At 45.5% G+C, this 17742-nt stretch carries 14 protein-coding genes and 1 pseudogene; 12 read left to right on the top strand and 3 right to left on the bottom strand.

What is annotated here, in order from left to right; all coding sequences use genetic code 11:
* From R7E47_RS22785 to rpoC, 9 genes and pseudogenes are all read left to right on the top strand, one after another.
* Positions 1 to 71, top strand: a pseudogene (locus R7E47_RS22785) (elongation factor Tu); the annotation flags it as partial.
* 266 nt (positions 72 to 337) lie between these two features.
* Positions 338 to 718: a preprotein translocase subunit SecE gene (gene secE / locus R7E47_RS22790; RefSeq protein WP_005384680.1), complete on the top strand. Its 381-nt coding sequence runs from the start codon at positions 338 to 340 to the stop codon at positions 716 to 718.
* 13 nt (positions 719 to 731) lie between these two features.
* Positions 732 to 1280: a transcription termination/antitermination protein NusG gene (gene nusG, locus R7E47_RS22795; RefSeq protein WP_005384681.1), complete on the top strand. Its 549-nt coding sequence runs from the start codon at positions 732 to 734 to the stop codon at positions 1278 to 1280.
* 164 nt (positions 1281 to 1444) lie between these two features.
* The gene (gene rplK / locus R7E47_RS22800; protein ID WP_005384682.1) at positions 1445 to 1873 is read left to right on the top strand and encodes a 50S ribosomal protein L11; all 429 of its coding nucleotides are present in this window, start codon (positions 1445 to 1447) and stop codon (positions 1871 to 1873) included.
* Between the two features lie 4 nt (positions 1874 to 1877).
* Positions 1878 to 2579, top strand: a complete 702-nt coding sequence (gene rplA, locus R7E47_RS22805) for a 50S ribosomal protein L1 (RefSeq protein ID WP_005384683.1) — start codon at positions 1878 to 1880, stop codon at positions 2577 to 2579.
* A 293-nt stretch (positions 2580 to 2872) separates the two neighbouring features.
* Positions 2873 to 3367: a 50S ribosomal protein L10 gene (rplJ, locus tag R7E47_RS22810; RefSeq protein WP_005382538.1), complete on the top strand. Its 495-nt coding sequence runs from the start codon at positions 2873 to 2875 to the stop codon at positions 3365 to 3367.
* Between the two features lie 57 nt (positions 3368 to 3424).
* Positions 3425 to 3793 carry a 50S ribosomal protein L7/L12 gene (gene rplL / locus R7E47_RS22815; RefSeq protein ID WP_005382540.1) on the top strand — a complete coding sequence of 123 codons (369 nt, stop codon included), beginning with the start codon at positions 3425 to 3427 and terminating at the stop codon, positions 3791 to 3793.
* 252 nt (positions 3794 to 4045) lie between these two features.
* Positions 4046 to 8074, top strand: a complete 4029-nt coding sequence (gene rpoB, locus R7E47_RS22820; RefSeq protein WP_005384685.1) for a DNA-directed RNA polymerase subunit beta — start codon at positions 4046 to 4048, stop codon at positions 8072 to 8074.
* A gap of 104 nt (positions 8075 to 8178) precedes the next feature.
* On the top strand, positions 8179 to 12381 hold the full coding sequence (gene rpoC, locus R7E47_RS22825; protein WP_005382514.1) for a DNA-directed RNA polymerase subunit beta': 4203 nt from the start codon (positions 8179 to 8181) through the stop codon (positions 12379 to 12381).
* A gap of 172 nt (positions 12382 to 12553) precedes the next feature.
* On the opposite strand, the gene R7E47_RS22830 is transcribed toward rpoC, so the two are convergent.
* Complete coding sequence (locus R7E47_RS22830) at positions 12554 to 13045, bottom strand: Rsd/AlgQ family anti-sigma factor (RefSeq protein WP_005382515.1); 492 nt, start codon at positions 13043 to 13045, stop codon at positions 12554 to 12556.
* A gap of 177 nt (positions 13046 to 13222) precedes the next feature.
* Here R7E47_RS22830 and nudC point away from each other — a divergent pair, with 177 nt between their 5' ends.
* Positions 13223 to 14020, top strand: coding sequence for an NAD(+) diphosphatase (nudC, locus tag R7E47_RS22835; protein ID WP_005382516.1), 798 nt, complete (start codon positions 13223 to 13225; stop codon positions 14018 to 14020).
* Between the two features lie 247 nt (positions 14021 to 14267).
* A complete protein-coding gene (gene hemE, locus R7E47_RS22840; RefSeq protein ID WP_005382517.1) occupies positions 14268 to 15335 on the top strand; it encodes a uroporphyrinogen decarboxylase in 1068 nt (355 codons plus the stop codon).
* A gap of 241 nt (positions 15336 to 15576) precedes the next feature.
* On the opposite strand, the gene R7E47_RS22845 is transcribed toward hemE, so the two are convergent.
* Complete coding sequence (locus tag R7E47_RS22845; protein ID WP_005382518.1) at positions 15577 to 16149, bottom strand: uracil-DNA glycosylase family protein; 573 nt, start codon at positions 16147 to 16149, stop codon at positions 15577 to 15579.
* A 2-nt stretch (positions 16150 to 16151) separates the two neighbouring features.
* The gene (locus tag R7E47_RS22850) at positions 16152 to 17075 is read right to left on the bottom strand and encodes a D-2-hydroxyacid dehydrogenase (RefSeq protein WP_215810053.1); all 924 of its coding nucleotides are present in this window, start codon (positions 17073 to 17075) and stop codon (positions 16152 to 16154) included.
* A gap of 66 nt (positions 17076 to 17141) precedes the next feature.
* On the opposite strand from R7E47_RS22850, the gene R7E47_RS22855 reads away from it, so the two are divergent.
* A complete protein-coding gene (locus R7E47_RS22855; protein WP_005382520.1) occupies positions 17142 to 17729 on the top strand; it encodes a YjaG family protein in 588 nt (195 codons plus the stop codon).
* The last annotated feature ends 13 nt before the right edge of the window (positions 17730 to 17742 follow it).

Consider the following 17742-nt stretch of genomic DNA (forward strand, 5'->3'; position numbering starts at 1 on the left):
GTCTACGTTTCGCGATCCGTGAAGGTGGCCGTACAGTAGGTGCTGGTGTTGTTGCTAAGATCTTCGACTAATTCATAGCGAATTAGCGATGCTTTCGGAAAATCTTGAATTAGATTTGACGAACCAGTAGCAAAAAGGGCATCATTTGATGCCCTTTTTCTGCACTCAACATTATTTTTGCTGTTTTCTTGTTCAGAAGTGGGTTGGGCGCAGAGCAAGATTAAGCAAAGAGGCTTAATCTTAAGAAGAGTACGCTGATTTTTTCAGCGATATGGAGTTTGCCCTGCAACAGCGGGGTTGTTGTCGTCTATATTAAGACTTGTAACAGGTTGGTTTTATGAAAGCAAATAATGCTGAAACTCCTGATAGCTCAAACGCAGCAGATACGTTTAAGTGGGTAGCCGCTTTCGTATTGGCAGCTGCCGCTGTTGTGGGTAATTACCTGTATGGTGAAATGTCTGTAGTGGTTCGTGCTGCAGGCGTTGTTGTTCTTATTGCAGCTGCCTTAGGCGTTGCAGCAACAACGACTAAAGGTAAAGCAGCGATCAGTTTTGCAAAAGAATCTCGTATGGAAGTACGTAAAGTTGTTTGGCCTACTCGCCAAGAAACCATGCAAACAACACTGATCGTTTTAGCTGTAAGTATTGTAATGGCTCTAGTGCTATGGGGTATTGACGGAATTATGGTTCGTCTAGTAGCTCTAGCAACTGGGGTATAGAGGGTTTTTATTCATGAGTGAAGCTCCAAAAAAACGCTGGTATGTGGTTCAAGCCTTCTCTGGATTTGAAGGTCGTGTAGCTCAATCTCTGCGCGAGCATATCAAAATGCACGGCATGGAAGAGCTATTCGGTGAAGTACTGGTTCCTACTGAAGAAGTAGTGGAAATGCGCGCGGGTCAGCGTCGCAAATCTGAGCGTAAGTTCTTCCCAGGTTACGTCCTTGTTCAGATGATTATGAACGATGAATCATGGCACCTAGTACGCAGTGTGCCGCGTGTCATGGGCTTCATTGGTGGTACCTCAGACCGTCCGGCACCTATCACGGATAAAGAGGCTGACGCGATTCTTAATCGTCTTGAGAAAGCGAGTGAAGCGCCTCGTCCGCGTACAATGTACGAAGCGGGTGAAGTGGTACGTGTTAACGAAGGTCCATTTGCTGACTTCAACGGTACTGTTGAAGAAGTGGATTACGAGAAGAGCCGCCTGAAAGTGTCTGTATCGATCTTTGGTCGTGCGACACCAGTTGAGCTTGAATTTGGTCAGGTTGAAAAGCTGGACTAAGACTCTTCGTTAAAGAGTATAAAAAATCACCTTTTTAGGGTTGTATAAGGCGCGGATTATGACTATAATTTCGCGCCTTTTTACTTCAAGTGAAGTAAAAAGTTTCTTACACAAACGGGGAGCTGATCCGCGATTAGCGTTTGTACCCAAACTTAGGAATTATCATGGCTAAGAAAGTTGAAGCTTACATCAAGCTACAAGTTGCTGCTGGTATGGCTAACCCTAGTCCACCAGTAGGTCCTGCACTAGGTCAACACGGTGTGAACATCATGGAATTCTGTAAAGCGTTCAACGCAAAAACAGAATCTATTGAGAAAGGTCTACCAACTCCAGTAGTTATCACAGTATACAGCGACCGTTCTTTCACGTTCGTAACTAAGACTCCACCTGCTGCTGTTCTTCTTAAGAAAGCTGCTGGCGTTAAGTCTGGTTCAGGTCGTCCAAACACTGAAAAAGTTGGTACTGTAACTGACGCTCAAATCCAAGAAATCGCAGAAACTAAAGCTGCTGATATGACTGGTGCTGACATCGAAGCGATGAAGCGTTCTATCGCTGGTACTGCTCGTTCAATGGGCCTAGTGGTAGAGGGTTAATAAGATGGCAAAACTAACTAAGCGCATGCGCGTAATCCGCGAAAAAGTTGACGTAACTAAAGAATACGAAATCAACGAAGCTGTTGCTCTTCTTCAAGAACTAGCGACTGCTAAATTCGTTGAGTCTGTAGACGTTGCTGTTAACCTAGGCATTGATGCTCGTAAATCTGACCAGAACGTACGTGGTGCAACTGTACTACCTCACGGTACTGGCCGCGAAATCCGCGTTGCAGTGTTCACTCAAGGTGCTAACGCTGAAGCAGCTAAAGAAGCTGGCGCAGACATCGTAGGTATGGAAGATCTTGCTGAGCAAGTTAAGAAAGGCGAAATGAACTTTGACGTAGTTGTTGCTTCTCCAGATGCAATGCGCGTTGTAGGTCAACTAGGTACTATCCTAGGTCCTCGCGGTCTTATGCCAAACCCTAAAGTTGGTACTGTAACTCCTAACGTTGCTGAAGCAGTTAAAAACGCTAAAGCTGGTCAGGTTCGTTACCGTAACGACAAAAACGGCATCATCCACACTACTATCGGTAAAGCAAACTTCTCTGCTGAGCAGATCAAAGAGAACCTAGAAGCACTTCTAGTTGCTCTGAAGAAAGCTAAGCCATCTTCAGCGAAAGGTACTTTCCTGAAGAAAGTAAGCATCTCTACTACTATGGGTGCTGGTGTTGCTGTTGATCAGGCTAGCCTGAACACTCAAGCATAATTTATTTGCTTAGGCGCAAAATTAGTGTATAATTTTGCGCCTAATATTTGTGGTTGGGGCTGAACTTTGGTTCTTTGAACTGTCTCCTAGTTCGAAATGAATTAAGACCCAGTCTCCGTCCAAGACCGTAGGTGTTTGTGTAAAAGCAAACTTAATTATCCTACGTAGATGGTGCCCGAACTGACAGAAAGCTCTATGTAATATAGTTAACTTTCTTCTGGGGAAGCACCTCAATAGCTCTCACTGTCGTGATGATAGTGAGTGGTGTAACGACAACCAGGAGTAAATCCAAGATGGCTTTAAACCTTCAAGACAAAAAAGCAATTGTTGCTGAAGTCAACGAAGCTGCCAGTGGTGCACTTTCTGCAGTTGTAGCTGATTCTCGTGGCGTTCAAGTTGGCGCGATGACTTCTCTACGTAAACAAGCTCGTGAAGCTGGCGTTTACATGAGAGTTGTTCGTAACACTCTTGCTCGTCGTGCGGTTGAAGGTACTGAGTACGAGTGTCTAACTGACACTTTCACTGGTCCTACTCTAATCGCATTCTCTAATGAGCACCCAGGTGCTGCAGCGCGTCTTTTCAAAGACTTCGCTAAAGAGAACAAAGATTTCGAGATCAAAGCTGCTGCATTTGAAGGCGCTTTAACTGACGCTGAAGTACTAGCAACACTACCAACTTACGACGAAGCAATCGCACGCCTAATGATGTGCATGAAAGAAGCTTCGGCTGGCAAGCTGGCGCGTACTATCGCAGCTATCCGCGATCAAAAACAAGAAGCAGCGGCATAAGCCTTGCTTTTTACTGGTTGCTTAATAAACTTATTGTTGACTTAAAAGAGAATTGTTATGTCTATTACTAACGAGCAAATCCTAGACGCAGTTGCAGAAATGTCTGTAATGCAAGTTGTTGAACTAATCGAAGCAATGGAAGAGAAATTCGGTGTTTCTGCTGCTGCTGCTGTTGTAGCTGGCGGCGCTGCTGCAGGCGAAGCTGCTGCTGAGCAAACTGAATTCGACGTAATCCTAGAAGCTGCTGGCGGTAACAAAGTTGCTGTAATCAAAGCAGTACGTGGCGCAACTGGCCTAGGTCTTAAAGAAGCTAAAGCTCTAGTAGACGGCGCTCCAGCACCTCTTAAAGAAGGTGTTGAGAAAGCAGAAGCTGAAGCTCTTAAAGCTCAGCTAGAAGAAGCTGGTGCAACTGTTGCTGTTAAGTAATTATTGCATAGTTTCTTAGCCTAACGGCTAATTGGCTGGTGGTTTTTTAACCACCGGCCTTTTTGCGCTGTAGGGTATAGGCGAATTTTCCCGCTGTTTAAGCGCCTGATATCCATGCAAAAAACATTTCATTCTTACGAAATGAAATGTCACTACAGTAAACAGCTATATTAGTCACTGTCCCTTACCCCCCTTAAGTAACTAGGAGCGGGCGGACAGTTTGGGTCACTTATCAGCGAGCTGAGGAACCCCATGGTTTACTCTTATACCGAGAAAAAGCGCATCCGTAAGGACTTTGGTACTCGTCCACAAGTTTTGGACATTCCATACCTGCTATCGATCCAGCTCGATTCGTTCGACAAATTTATCGAACAGGATCCTGAAGGTCAATACGGTCTTGAAGCCGCTTTCCGTTCTGTATTCCCGATTCAGAGCTACAACGGCAATTCTGAGCTGCAATACGTTAGCTACCGTCTTGGTGAGCCAGTTTTTGACGTTAAAGAATGTCAAATCCGCGGTGTAACTTACTCAAAGCCACTACGTGTAAAACTACGCCTAGTTATCTTTGATAAAGACGCGCCAGCAGGTACTGTAAAAGACATTAAAGAACAAGAAGTCTACATGGGTGAAATTCCACTCATGACAGACAATGGTACCTTCGTAATCAACGGTACCGAGAGGGTTATCGTATCCCAGCTGCACCGAAGCCCAGGCGTGTTCTTCGACAGCGATAAGGGTAAGACCCACTCTTCAGGTAAAGTTTTATACAACGCACGTGTTATTCCTTACCGTGGTTCATGGCTTGATTTCGAGTTTGATCCTAAGGATAACTTATACGTTCGTATCGACCGCCGTCGTAAGCTACCAGCATCGATCATCCTTCGAGCACTAGGTAAGTCGACAGAAGAAATCCTAGATATCTTCTTCGAGAAAGTGAACTTCGAAGTGAAAGACCAAACTCTATTGATGGAGTTGGTTCCGGATCGTCTACGTGGTGAAACTGCGTCATTCGACATCGAAGCAAATGGTAAAGTTTACGTTGAGCAAGGTCGTCGCGTAACAGCTCGTCATATCCGCCAACTAGAAAAAGATGGTGTTGATCACATCGAAGTACCAGTTGAGTACATCGTAGGTAAAGTTGCATCAAAAGATTATATCAATGAAGCAACAGGCGAGATCATTGTTAACGCTAACCAGGAAATCAGCCTGGAAGCACTAGCGAACCTATCTCAGGCTGGCCACAAAGCGCTAGAAGTTCTATTCACGAACGATCTAGACCATGGTCCATTCATGTCAGAAACACTACGTATCGACAGCACGGTTGATCGTATTTCTGCATTGGTAGAAATCTACCGCATGATGCGCCCTGGTGAGCCGCCAACAAAAGAAGCTGCAGAAGCTCTATTCGAAAGCCTATTCTTCTCTGAAGAGCGTTACGATCTATCGACTGTTGGTCGTATGAAGTTCAACAGCTCTATCGGCCGTGAAGATGCTCAAGAGCAAGGCACACTTGATGAAACTGATATCATCGAAGTGATGAAGAAGCTGATCGCGATCCGTAACGGTAAGGGCGAAGTGGACGATATCGACCACCTAGGCAACCGTCGTATCCGTTCTGTAGGCGAAATGGCTGAGAACCAGTTCCGTGTAGGTCTAGTACGTGTTGAGCGTGCAGTTAAAGAGCGTCTAAGCCTAGGCGATCTTGACGCAATCATGCCTCAAGACTTGATCAACGCGAAGCCAATTTCTGCGGCAGTTAAAGAATTCTTTGGCTCTTCACAGCTTTCACAGTTCATGGACCAAAACAACCCGCTATCAGAAGTAACGCACAAGCGTCGTATTTCTGCATTGGGTCCTGGCGGTCTAACTCGTGAACGTGCTGGCTTCGAAGTACGTGACGTACACGTAACTCACTACGGTCGTCTATGTCCTATCGAAACGCCTGAAGGTCCAAACATCGGTCTGATCAACTCTCTATCTGCGTTTGCGCGTTGTAACGAGTACGGTTTCCTAGAGACACCATACCGTCGCGTTGTAGATGGCGTAGTAACAGACGAAGTAGATTACCTATCTGCAATCGAAGAAGGCCAATTCGTTATCGCACAGGCGAACGCTAAGCTAAACGAAGATGGTACTTTTGCAGATGAGCTGATCACAGCTCGTCAGAAAGGTGAATCTGGTCTACACCCTCGTGAGCACGCTCAGTACATGGACGTTGCGACAAACCAGGTTGTATCTATCGCTGCATCGCTTATCCCGTTCCTAGAACACGATGATGCGAACCGTGCATTGATGGGTGCGAACATGCAACGTCAGGCAGTTCCAACACTGAAAGCTGACAAACCGCTTGTTGGTACTGGTATTGAACGTAACGTAGCCGTTGACTCAGGTGTAACTGCAGTTGCTAAACGTGGTGGTGTAATCCAGTCAGTAGATGCTTCTCGTATCGTTGTTAAAGTTAACGAAGAAGAGCTAGTACCAGGTGAAGCTGGTATCGACATCTACAACCTGACTAAATACACACGTTCTAACCAGAACACATGTATTAACCAGCGCCCATGTGTGATGCCAGGTGAGCCTGTATCACGCGGTGACGTTCTTGCTGATGGTCCTTCAACAGACCTTGGTGAACTAGCGCTTGGTCAAAACATGCGTATCGCGTTCATGCCTTGGAACGGTTACAACTTCGAAGACTCGATCTTAGTATCTGAGCGCGTAGTTCAAGAAGACCGTTTCACGACTATCCACATCCAAGAACTGACTTGTGTGGCGCGTGATACTAAGCTTGGTTCTGAAGAGATCACAGCGGATATTCCAAACGTAGGTGAGTCTGCTCTGTCTAAACTAGACGAGTCAGGTATCGTTTACATCGGTGCTGAAGTTAAGGGTGGCGACATCCTAGTTGGTAAAGTTACACCTAAAGGTGAAACTCAGCTAACGCCTGAAGAGAAGCTACTACGTGCAATCTTCGGTGAAAAAGCATCTGACGTTAAAGATACTTCACTACGTGTACCTAACTCTGTATCAGGTACGATCATCGACGTTCAAGTCTTTACTCGCGATGGCGTAGAGAAAGACAAGCGTGCGCTTGAAATCGAACAGATGCAGCTTAAAGAAGCGAAGAAAGACCTAACTGAAGAATTCCAGATTCTTGAGGGCGGCCTTCTAAACCGTGTTAAAGCTGTATTGATTGAAGGCGGTTACTCTGAAGCGAAACTAGACACAACTGATCGTAAGAAGTGGCTAGAACTAACGCTAGAAGATGACGCACTACAAACTCAGCTTGAGCAACTTGCTGAGCAGTGGGATGAGCTAAAAGCCGACTTCGATAAGAAGTTCGAAACTAAGCGTCGTAAGATCACTCAAGGTGATGATTTAGCACCTGGTGTACTGAAGATCGTTAAGGTTTACCTAGCGGTTAAACGTCGCATTCAGCCTGGTGATAAGATGGCGGGTCGTCACGGTAACAAGGGTGTAATCTCTAAGATCAACCCTGTTGAAGACATGCCATACGATGAGAAAGGTCAGCCTGTAGACATCGTACTTAACCCACTGGGTGTACCTTCGCGTATGAACATCGGTCAGATCCTAGAAGTACACTTAGGTCTGGCAGCGAAAGGTATCGGTGACAAGATCAACCAGATGGTTAAAGAGCAGCAAGAACTAGCGAAATTCCGCGAGTTCCTACAAAAAGTTTACGATCTAGGCGACACTCGCCAGAAAGTAGACATTGCTTCTCTATCTGATGATGAAGTACGTACTCTGATCAAGAACTTGCGTGGCGGTCTACCAATCGCGACTCCTGTATTTGATGGCGCTCCAGAAGAGTCAATCAAAGCACTTCTTGAGCTAGCAGATCTACCAACATCAGGTCAGTTAACACTGTTTGATGGTCGCACAGGTGATGCGTTTGAGCGTCCTGTAACTGTTGGTTACATGTACATGCTGAAACTGAACCACCTTGTTGATGACAAGATGCACGCTCGTTCAACTGGTTCGTACAGCCTAGTAACTCAGCAGCCACTAGGTGGTAAAGCTCAGTTCGGTGGTCAGCGTTTCGGTGAGATGGAAGTATGGGCACTAGAAGCATACGGTGCTGCTTACACGCTACAAGAAATGCTAACGGTTAAGTCGGATGACGTTAACGGCCGTACTAAGATGTACAAGAACATCGTAGACGGTAACCACAGCATGGAACCTGGCATGCCAGAATCGTTCAACGTACTGTTGAAAGAGATCCGCTCGCTAGGTATCAACATCGAGCTAGAAGACGAAGAGTAATCCTTTTCTCTCTTGATGAAAGTCGAGAGAATCAAAGCGATTATTTGGAAGAAGGTGCTCACTTTAGCGAGTGAGCTCCTTTTAACTCCTTACAGGAGCTGATTGTGAAAGACTTATTAAACTTTCTAAAAGCACAGCATAAGACCGAAGAATTTGATGCAATCAAAATCGGTCTATCTTCACCAGACATGATCCGTTCATGGTCTTTCGGTGAAGTTAAAAAACCTGAAACGATCAACTATCGTACGTTCAAACCTGAACGCGATGGTCTGTTCTGTGCGCGTATCTTTGGTCCAGTTAAAGACTACGAATGTCTTTGTGGTAAGTACAAGCGCCTGAAGCACCGTGGTGTTATCTGTGAGAAGTGTGGTGTAGAAGTTACACAAACTAAAGTTCGTCGTGACCGTATGGGCCACATTGAACTGGCTTCACCAGTAGCTCACATCTGGTTCCTAAAATCGCTACCGTCTCGTATCGGTCTACTAATGGATATCCCTCTACGTGATATCGAACGCGTTCTGTACTTCGAAATGTACGTAGTAACAGAGCCTGGTATGACTGATCTAGAAAAAGGTCAGATGCTTACTGAAGAAGAGTATCTAGATCGTTTAGAAGAGTGGGGCGACGAGTTCACTGCTAAGATGGGTGCGGAAGCTATCAAGGACCTACTAGGTTCTATGGATATGCACGCTGAAGCAGAACAAATGCGTGAAGAGTTAGAGACAACAAACTCTGAAACTAAGCGTAAGAAAGTAACTAAGCGTCTTAAGCTGGTAGAAGCGTTCATCGCATCGGGTAACAACCCTGAGTGGATGATCCTAACTGTACTTCCAGTACTTCCGCCAGATCTACGTCCTCTAGTACCTCTAGATGGCGGTCGCTTTGCGACTTCTGATCTTAACGATCTATACCGTCGTGTGATCAACCGTAACAACCGTTTGAAGCGTCTTCTAGAGCTAGCTGCTCCGGACATCATCGTACGTAACGAAAAACGTATGCTGCAAGAGTCTGTTGATGCGCTACTAGATAACGGTCGTCGTGGTCGTGCGATCACAGGTTCTAACAAGCGTCCTCTGAAATCTCTTGCTGATATGATCAAGGGTAAACAAGGTCGTTTCCGTCAGAACCTTCTAGGTAAACGTGTAGACTACTCTGGCCGTTCTGTAATCACAGTAGGTCCATACCTTCGTCTACACCAGTGTGGTCTTCCTAAGAAGATGGCACTTGAGCTATTCAAACCATTTATCTACAGCAAGCTAGAGACTCGTGGTCTTGCGACTACAATCAAAGCTGCTAAGAAAATGGTAGAGCGTGAAGAAGCGGTCGTTTGGGATATCCTAGACGAAGTAATCCGTGAACACCCAGTACTATTGAACCGTGCACCGACACTTCACCGTCTAGGTATCCAGGCGTTCGAACCAGTACTGATCGAAGGTAAAGCGATTCAGCTACACCCACTTGTTTGTGCAGCGTACAACGCGGACTTCGATGGTGACCAAATGGCGGTTCACGTACCTCTAACTCTAGAGGCACAGCTTGAAGCTCGTACTCTGATGATGTCGACAAACAACATTCTGTCGCCAGCGTCAGGTGATCCGATCATCGTACCTTCTCAGGACGTTGTATTGGGTCTGTACTACATGACTCGTGAAAAGATCAACGTGAAAGGTGAAGGCATGTACCTTTCTGGCCCAGAAGAGGCTGAGAAAGCATACCGCACTAAACAAGCTGAGCTTCACGCACGCGTTAAAGTACGTATTACAGAAACTGTTGTAGACGAAGATGGCAACAGCACTACAGAAACCAAGATGGTAGACACCACTGTTGGTCGTGCAATGCTATGGCAAATCGTGCCAGCTGGTCTACCGTACAGCATCGTTAACCAAAAGCTAGGTAAGAAGCAAATCTCTAACCTACTTAACGAGGCGTACCGTAAACTAGGTCTGAAAGACACAGTAATCTTCGCTGACCAAATCATGTACACAGGTTTCGCATACGCGGCACTTTCTGGTGTATCTGTTGGTATCGACGATATGGTTGTACCTGCAGCTAAGTACACTGAAATCGCAGAAGCGGAAGAAGAAGTACGTGAAATCCAGGAACAGTACCAATCAGGTCTTGTTACTGCGGGCGAACGCTACAACAAAGTTATCGATATCTGGGCATCGACCAACGACCGTGTTGCGAAAGCAATGATGGAAAACCTTTCATCTGAAACGGTAGTTAACCGTGACGGTGAAGAGGAACAGCAAGAGTCATTCAACAGCATCTATATGATGGCGGACTCGGGCGCTCGTGGTTCTGCAGCACAGATTCGTCAGCTTGCGGGTATGCGTGGTCTGATGGCGCGTCCAGATGGTTCAATCATCGAAACGCCGATCACAGCGAACTTTAAAGAAGGTCTAAACGTACTTCAGTACTTTATCTCAACGCACGGTGCTCGTAAGGGTCTTGCGGATACGGCACTGAAAACAGCGAACTCGGGTTACCTAACTCGTCGTCTAGTAGACGTTGCTCAAGACGTTGTTGTAACTGAACATGACTGTGGCACTCACGAAGGTGTCGACATGATGCCTCACATCGAGGGTGGTGATGTTAAAGTTGCACTTTCTGAGCTTGCTCTTGGTCGTGTTGTTGCTGAAGACGTACTAAAACCTGGCACTGAAGACGTTCTTATTCCACGTAACACCCTGATCGATGAGAAGTGGTGTCAAATCATGGAAGAGAACTCAGTAGACAGCATGAAAGTGCGCTCTGTAGTAACGTGTGATTCTGACTTCGGTTGTTGTGCACAATGTTACGGTCGTGACCTAGCACGTGGTCACCTAGTGAACCAAGGTGAAGCAGTGGGTGTTATTGCTGCTCAGTCTATCGGTGAGCCAGGTACACAGCTAACGATGCGTACGTTCCACATCGGTGGTGCGGCATCGACAGCAGCGGCAGAGAACAGTGTTCAAGTTAAGAACAACGGTTCTATCAAGCTACACAACGCTAAATCTGTATTGGCTGATGACGGTAAGATCGTTATCACTTCTCGTGCGACAGAGTTAACTATCGTTGATGAGTTTGGTCGTACTAAAGAGAAACACAAACTGCCTTACGGTACGCTACTAAGCAAAGGCGATGGTGATACAGTTCAAGCTGGCGAAACAGTTGCAAACTGGGAAGCGCACACACTACCTATCATTACTGAGGTAGCAGGTCGCATCCAGTTCGTAGATATGATCGACGGTGTAACAGTATCTCGTCAAACTGATGACCTAACTGGTCTATCTTCAAGCGAAGTAACTGATCCAGCAGCTCGCCCTTCAGCAGGTAAAGATATGCGTCCAGCTATCAAACTTGTTGACGAGCAAGGTAACGATGTAATGATCCCTGGTACTGATATGCCAGCTCACTACTTCCTACCTGGTAAAGCGATTGTGAACATCGAAGATGGCGCAGCAGTAGGTGTTGGTGCAACACTAGCACGTATTCCTCAGAAGTCTGGCGGTAACAAAGATATCACCGGTGGTCTTCCACGAGTTGCTGACCTATTTGAAGCACGTAAGCCGAAAGAGCCTGCAATCCTTGCTGAGCACACAGGTACTGTGAGCTTTGGTAAAGAGACGAAAGGTAAACGTCGCCTAGTGATCACACGTGAAAGCGGTGAAGCTTACGAAGAGATGATTCCTAAGCATCGTCAGTTGAACGTATTCGAAGGTGAAAAAGTTGAACGTGGTGATGTGATCGCAGATGGTCCAGAGTCTCCACATGACATCCTACGTCTACGTGGCGTACACGCGGTAACGCAGTACATTGCTAACGAAGTACAGGAAGTTTACCGTCTACAAGGCGTTAAGATTAACGATAAGCACATTGAAACTATCGTTCGTCAGATGCTACGTAAGTGTACTATTACTCACTCTGGTGACTCTGAGTTCCTACCTGGTGAACAGATTGAGTACTCACAAGTTAAGATTGCTAACCGTAACCTAGAAGCTGAAGGCAAAGAGCCTGCACGTTTCGAACGTGAACTACTAGGTATTACTAAAGCATCTCTAGCGACTGAGTCGTTCATCTCTGCGGCATCGTTCCAGGAGACAACTCGCGTACTAACAGAAGCTGCGGTTTCTGGTAAGCGTGATGACCTACGTGGTCTGAAAGAGAACGTAATTGTTGGTCGTCTGATCCCAGCTGGTACTGGTTTCGCATACCACCAAGAGCGTCAAGCTAAACGTTCTGAAGCGCAAGATGGTCCTTCTGCTGAGCAAGCAACGGATAACCTAGCGGCACTTCTAAACGCTGGTTTCTCTTCTGAAGAGTAAGTCATATAACGAGTAATCGTTAAAAGCTTAAGAAAAAGGCACCTTCGGGTGCCTTTTTAGTTTTTATACTACTTTGTTCTTCCGGTGGGATTTTCGATAAAGCTAGAAACAAAAAAGACCGACGATGATCGTCAGTCTTTTCTCTCACTCTATTTCTAAATGTTTGCAAATACTAAGCCCCAGGTGGCATAGACAGGCTTTCTGCGATTTGCTGTATCAGATAGTCCTCGACTTCAAAGCGAGTCTCAAGAATTTCCCCAATGAGACACATATCAGAATCGAAATCATTTAATTCATCATCTTCAGTCACTTCTGAGTACTTATCGTTAAAGTTCAATAATGGTTCAGTCGTTAGAACAATTTGACCATAGGTTTGATTGATCTCATTAGTCACGACAAAGCCGGTTGCTTTCCAACGGTCCATAACCATGTCATAAATTTTAAAGTGGCCTTCGGAGATGTAATCAACGAGGTGCTGACAGAAATCCTGCAGTTCGGAAGGAGATGGGAGTTCAATAACATTGGTTTTCGAACAAGGTTGCAGCGCTGCAAGCTTACAATATTCAACAATCAGGGATTGTCGTGTCTCTAACCAGTGATCAATGACATCACTTGAGCCACCCCACTGGTCTTGTGTTTGTTTGAATTTTCTTAGCATGACCATGCCCTCATGATCTGATCGCCCATCGGCGAACGTATCCTTTGCAAAGCAAAGTTAGTAAAGTTATTACAAACTCTTGTCCTTACTAGAATTTAGAGTGCACATTTACTTAACGATAAACTCTAGTATGAAATTAGATTGCCAGTAAAATGAACGAACTTCAAGCAAAGGGATGGTGTAATGTTAAGAAAAGGTGATGTTAACCGCGCGATAAATGCATACTGGTGTGTTGTTGCAGGAAGTGAAATTTGGCTGGTGGATGGTGCTGTGCCCTTCGGGTCTGCAGAGCAGTTATCACTGCCAGTAACGAGTGCAAGACCCATTGGTGAGTATTCTGGTTCGCCCGTCATGTGGCTTAACTTGGCCGATTTAGAGCATGATCTACCTTTAGTATCCCTGCGTGACTGCCTGCATTTTCCTGAGCCATTATTTATGTTGTTAAGTAAAGCTGTGCAATATGGGCACATGACGCAAAGTTTGCGCTTTTGTCCACAGTGCGGAGGAAGAAACTTTCTTAATAATAACCAGTTAGCCATGCAGTGTGGTGAATGTCGCACCCTTCATTATCCTAGAATATTTCCGTGTATTATCGTTGCTGTACGTAAAGAAAATCAGATCTTATTAGCCCAACACCCAAGGCATCGAAATGGTATGTATACGGTGATTGCTGGCTTCTTAGAAGTCGGTGAGACATTAGAAGAGTGTGTGGCTCGAGAAATTCATGAAGAAACGGGAATTCTCGTTAAAAATATTCGTTACTTTGGCAGCCAGCCTTGGGCTTTCCCATCTAGTATGATGATGGGGTTTTTAGCTGACTATGAATCGGGAGAGTTAAGCCCAGACTACACTGAGCTGTCTGATGCACAATGGTTTGGTATCGACGAGATGCCGCCTGTTGCGCCTAAAGGAACGATTGCAAGAGCACTTATCGAACAAACGCTTAAAGATATAGACTCTAATTGTCTGATAAATAGATAAAAAAAACCCTCCGAGATGGAGGGGGTAAGTAAGATGTCGTTATGAGATGCTGAGTACTAAGTACTCAGTTTATAATTGTAGTTTTCGCTAGCGAACAAATTTTTAACACTGATACCGATTGGGTGCAAATTAAGCATTGATTTAAAAGTTAATAACTTGATCCAGGTTGCAAAGCACACAGCTATTGGACTTAAATCAGTGATAGAATACCCCCTTTCACAGAAAGCCTAACAGTTGGAATTACGGAATGACTGAATTAAAAAATGATCGTTATCTGCGTGCGCTTTTAAAAGAGCCGGTAGATTACACGCCAGTATGGATGATGCGCCAGGCAGGTCGTTACCTACCAGAATACAAAGCGACTCGTGCAGAAGCGGGTGATTTCATGTCTTTGTGTCGAAATGCAGAGTTAGCATCCGAAGTGACACTTCAACCATTACGCCGTTTTCCTCTTGATGCCGCGATCTTATTCTCGGACATCTTAACGATTCCAGATGCAATGGGGCTTGGTTTGCGTTTTGCTGCGGGTGAAGGACCTGTTTTTGATAACCCAATTACATGCAAAGCCGACGTGGAAAAAATTGGTTTGCCAGATCCTGAAGGTGAACTGCAATACGTAATGAACGCAGTACGCCAGATCCGTAAAGACCTGAAGGGTGAAGTGCCGCTGATTGGTTTTTCTGGTAGTCCTTGGACTCTTGCGACGTACATGATCGAAGGTGGTAGCTCTAAAGCGTTTACCAAGATCAAGAAGATGATGTACGCGGAACCACAAACTCTGCACCTACTTCTAGATAAGCTGGCAGACAGCGTTATCGAGTACTTAAACGCGCAAATTAAAGCGGGTGCGCAATCGGTAATGGTATTTGACACATGGGGTGGCGTACTAACGCCTCGTGATTACAATCTGTTCTCACTGCAATACATGCACAAGATTGTAGATGGTCTGATTCGTGAAAACGACGGTCGTCGCGTGCCAGTCACATTGTTTACTAAGAATGGCGGCATGTGGCTTGAGCAAATCGCAGCAACGGGCTGTGATGCGGTTGGTCTAGACTGGACAATCAACATTGCAGACGCGAAAGCACGTATCGGTGATAAAGTGGCGCTGCAAGGTAACATGGACCCATCAATGCTTTACGCTTCACCAGAGCGTATCCGTGAAGAAGTCGCGGGTATTCTAGAAGGTTTTGGTGATGCAGGTACTGGTCATGTGTTCAACCTAGGTCACGGTATCCATTTGGATGTGCCGCCAGAAAACGCGGGCGTATTTGTGGATGCGGTACACGAGTTATCTAAGCCATACCACAAGTAAGTTAGATTTTTTTGAAATCAAATGCCGGCATTCAGTGCCGGTATTTTTTTGCCTAAAATTCAGTTTTTCTATCTGAGACTCAAGGCTGTACAGCTCTAGTAGTATTTGGCCTACCATGATCTAATTACTACTCTAGCTGTACACTAGATATTAAAGTTTAATATAAACAAATACTTATAATTTCTGGTTTTATGTTCTAATTTTCTTGTACAGATAAACAAGCAATTAGATCATGGGTAACCTAAAGCATCGAGTGAACGCGTTTTTTAAGGTATGGCACGACGTCAGATTCAAACCAAGGATTCTTCTTTAGCCACAATGTATTGCGTGGGGATGGGTGAGGGAGCGGGATAAAGTCCGGTTCCCAATCTTGCCATTGCTGAACAGTTTGCGTGAGCGTCTTTGGTTTGTTGGTGAGATAGTACTGCTGCGAGTACTGACCAATTAGTAGAGTGAGCTCTATATTGGGCAGTTGCTCAAGAATCTTTTTATGCCAAGTGGGCGCACATTCTTTACGAGGCGGTAAATCACCAGAGTTCCCTTTGCCTGGATAACAGAATCCCATTGGGACAATGGCAATTTTATTTGGGTCGTAGAAAACGTCTTTGTCGATATCGAGCCATTGGCGTAATCGATCACCACTTGGGTCATTCCAAGGTATCGAGGTTTTGTGTACACGTGTGCCAGGGGCCTGACCGATGATTAGGATGCGTGCCCCTTTTGCGGCTTGTACGACAGGGTTTGCGCCCAAAGGTAAATTATCCGCGCATATCTGGCAGGCCCTCACTTGTTGCAATAGCTCGTCTAACGACATTCTCAGTAACCCTTTTCGAAATCCACTTGATAATTTAATGAAAACCCATCGCGCCAGCGTAGGTAGTTGTCAGCAAAAATCTCGATGACTTGCTCGGGAAAACTCAGCGCAGCAATGTGTGGAGTGATGGTGACTTGCGGTAGTTTCCAAAACGGATGCTCTACCGATAACGGTTCTTGCTCAAACACATCTAAGAAGGCGTGTTCTACCCAACGGTTTTTCAGAGCGAAGAGCAACCCTGTCTCATCCAGTACGTCGCCACGACCTACGTTAAATAATAACGCCTGATTTAGTTGGCTGAGCGTTTGACGATTAAGTAACTGTCGCGTCTCAGGTGTACTTGGTAGAGTATTCACAACGATGTCGGCTTGCTCAAATGCCTTACTTAGTTCATTGATATGAAAGGTCTGATGAAACTCGCCGCCTGAAGTCGGGATACCTGTGCGGTTAATACCGATAGCTTTTATCCCCATGGCTTTAGCGGCGTTGCCCAGATAGCCCCCAATGCTACCGGTACCAAGAATTACCATGGTTTTACTTTGTAATGACGTGTATAGGTGAGGCTGCCATTGTTTGTTTTGTTGTTGCTGGTGGTATCGGGCAAAGTGGCGGTAATGGGCAATACTGTAACCCAAAACATATTCAGCAATCAGTGGACCAAAGATGCCTCGAACGTTAGTTAGAGTATAGTCCTGACGAAGGCTAGGGGATGTTAAGGCGTTGACACCAGCAAACGTGGATTGCACCCATTCAAGCTGTGAAAATCCGTCTAAGCTTTGTGATAGTAAGGGTGGATCCGCTAGTACGATCTGAGCGGCATCTGGTTGGTCGGTGAGACAAAGATCGGGCAGATTTTTCTCTGCCAGTAACGTTTTGTAGGTGTCGCGATGCTCTGAGAGCAGGAAAATCTGATTTGAATGCGGCATTAACTTTTTTCCCTGTGATGAATCAAGTACACTTTCGCTGTTTTTTTCTTCAATGATTGAGTGACTATGCTTAAGAATCCTCTTCAGGTTCGTTTAGAAAAACTAGAACCTTGGCAACAAATTACCTTTATGGCGTGTCTGTGTGAACGCATGTATCCAAACTATGCGATGTTTTGTGAGAATACAGAATTTGCTGACCCGCGTGCTTACCGAGCGATTCTTGATAGTGTATGGGAAATTTTGACAGTTAAGAACGCGAAAATTAACTTCGAACGTCAATTGGAGAAGTTAGAAGAGTTGTTCCCAAGTGCGGATGAGTTCGATTTTTACGGCGTTTACCCAGCGATGGACGCGTGTCAGGGGTTGTCTACGTTACTGCATGGTCTATTGGACCGCGACTACCTTTTCGATTCAATGCTTAAAGTGAGTCAACAGTCGGTACAAACCGTTGCTGATCTAGAGCAAGCACAAGGCGCAGAGCCAATCACTAACGACAACCAGAAAGAAAACGAAGCCGTATGTGAAGAGTGGGACGTCCAGTGGGCTATCTTCCGTCCGCTGCGTGAAGCGGTAGAACGTGACATCAGCTTGATTAAAGATTTGCGTGAAGAGCTACGTGAAGAAGGTGTGAGCAACATCGGTATTGCACTTTAATCGTTGAATAAAT

It is taken from the genome of Vibrio sp. Vb1026, assembly GCF_033338745.1.
GTDB classification, from domain to species: domain Bacteria; phylum Pseudomonadota; class Gammaproteobacteria; order Enterobacterales; family Vibrionaceae; genus Vibrio; species Vibrio alginolyticus.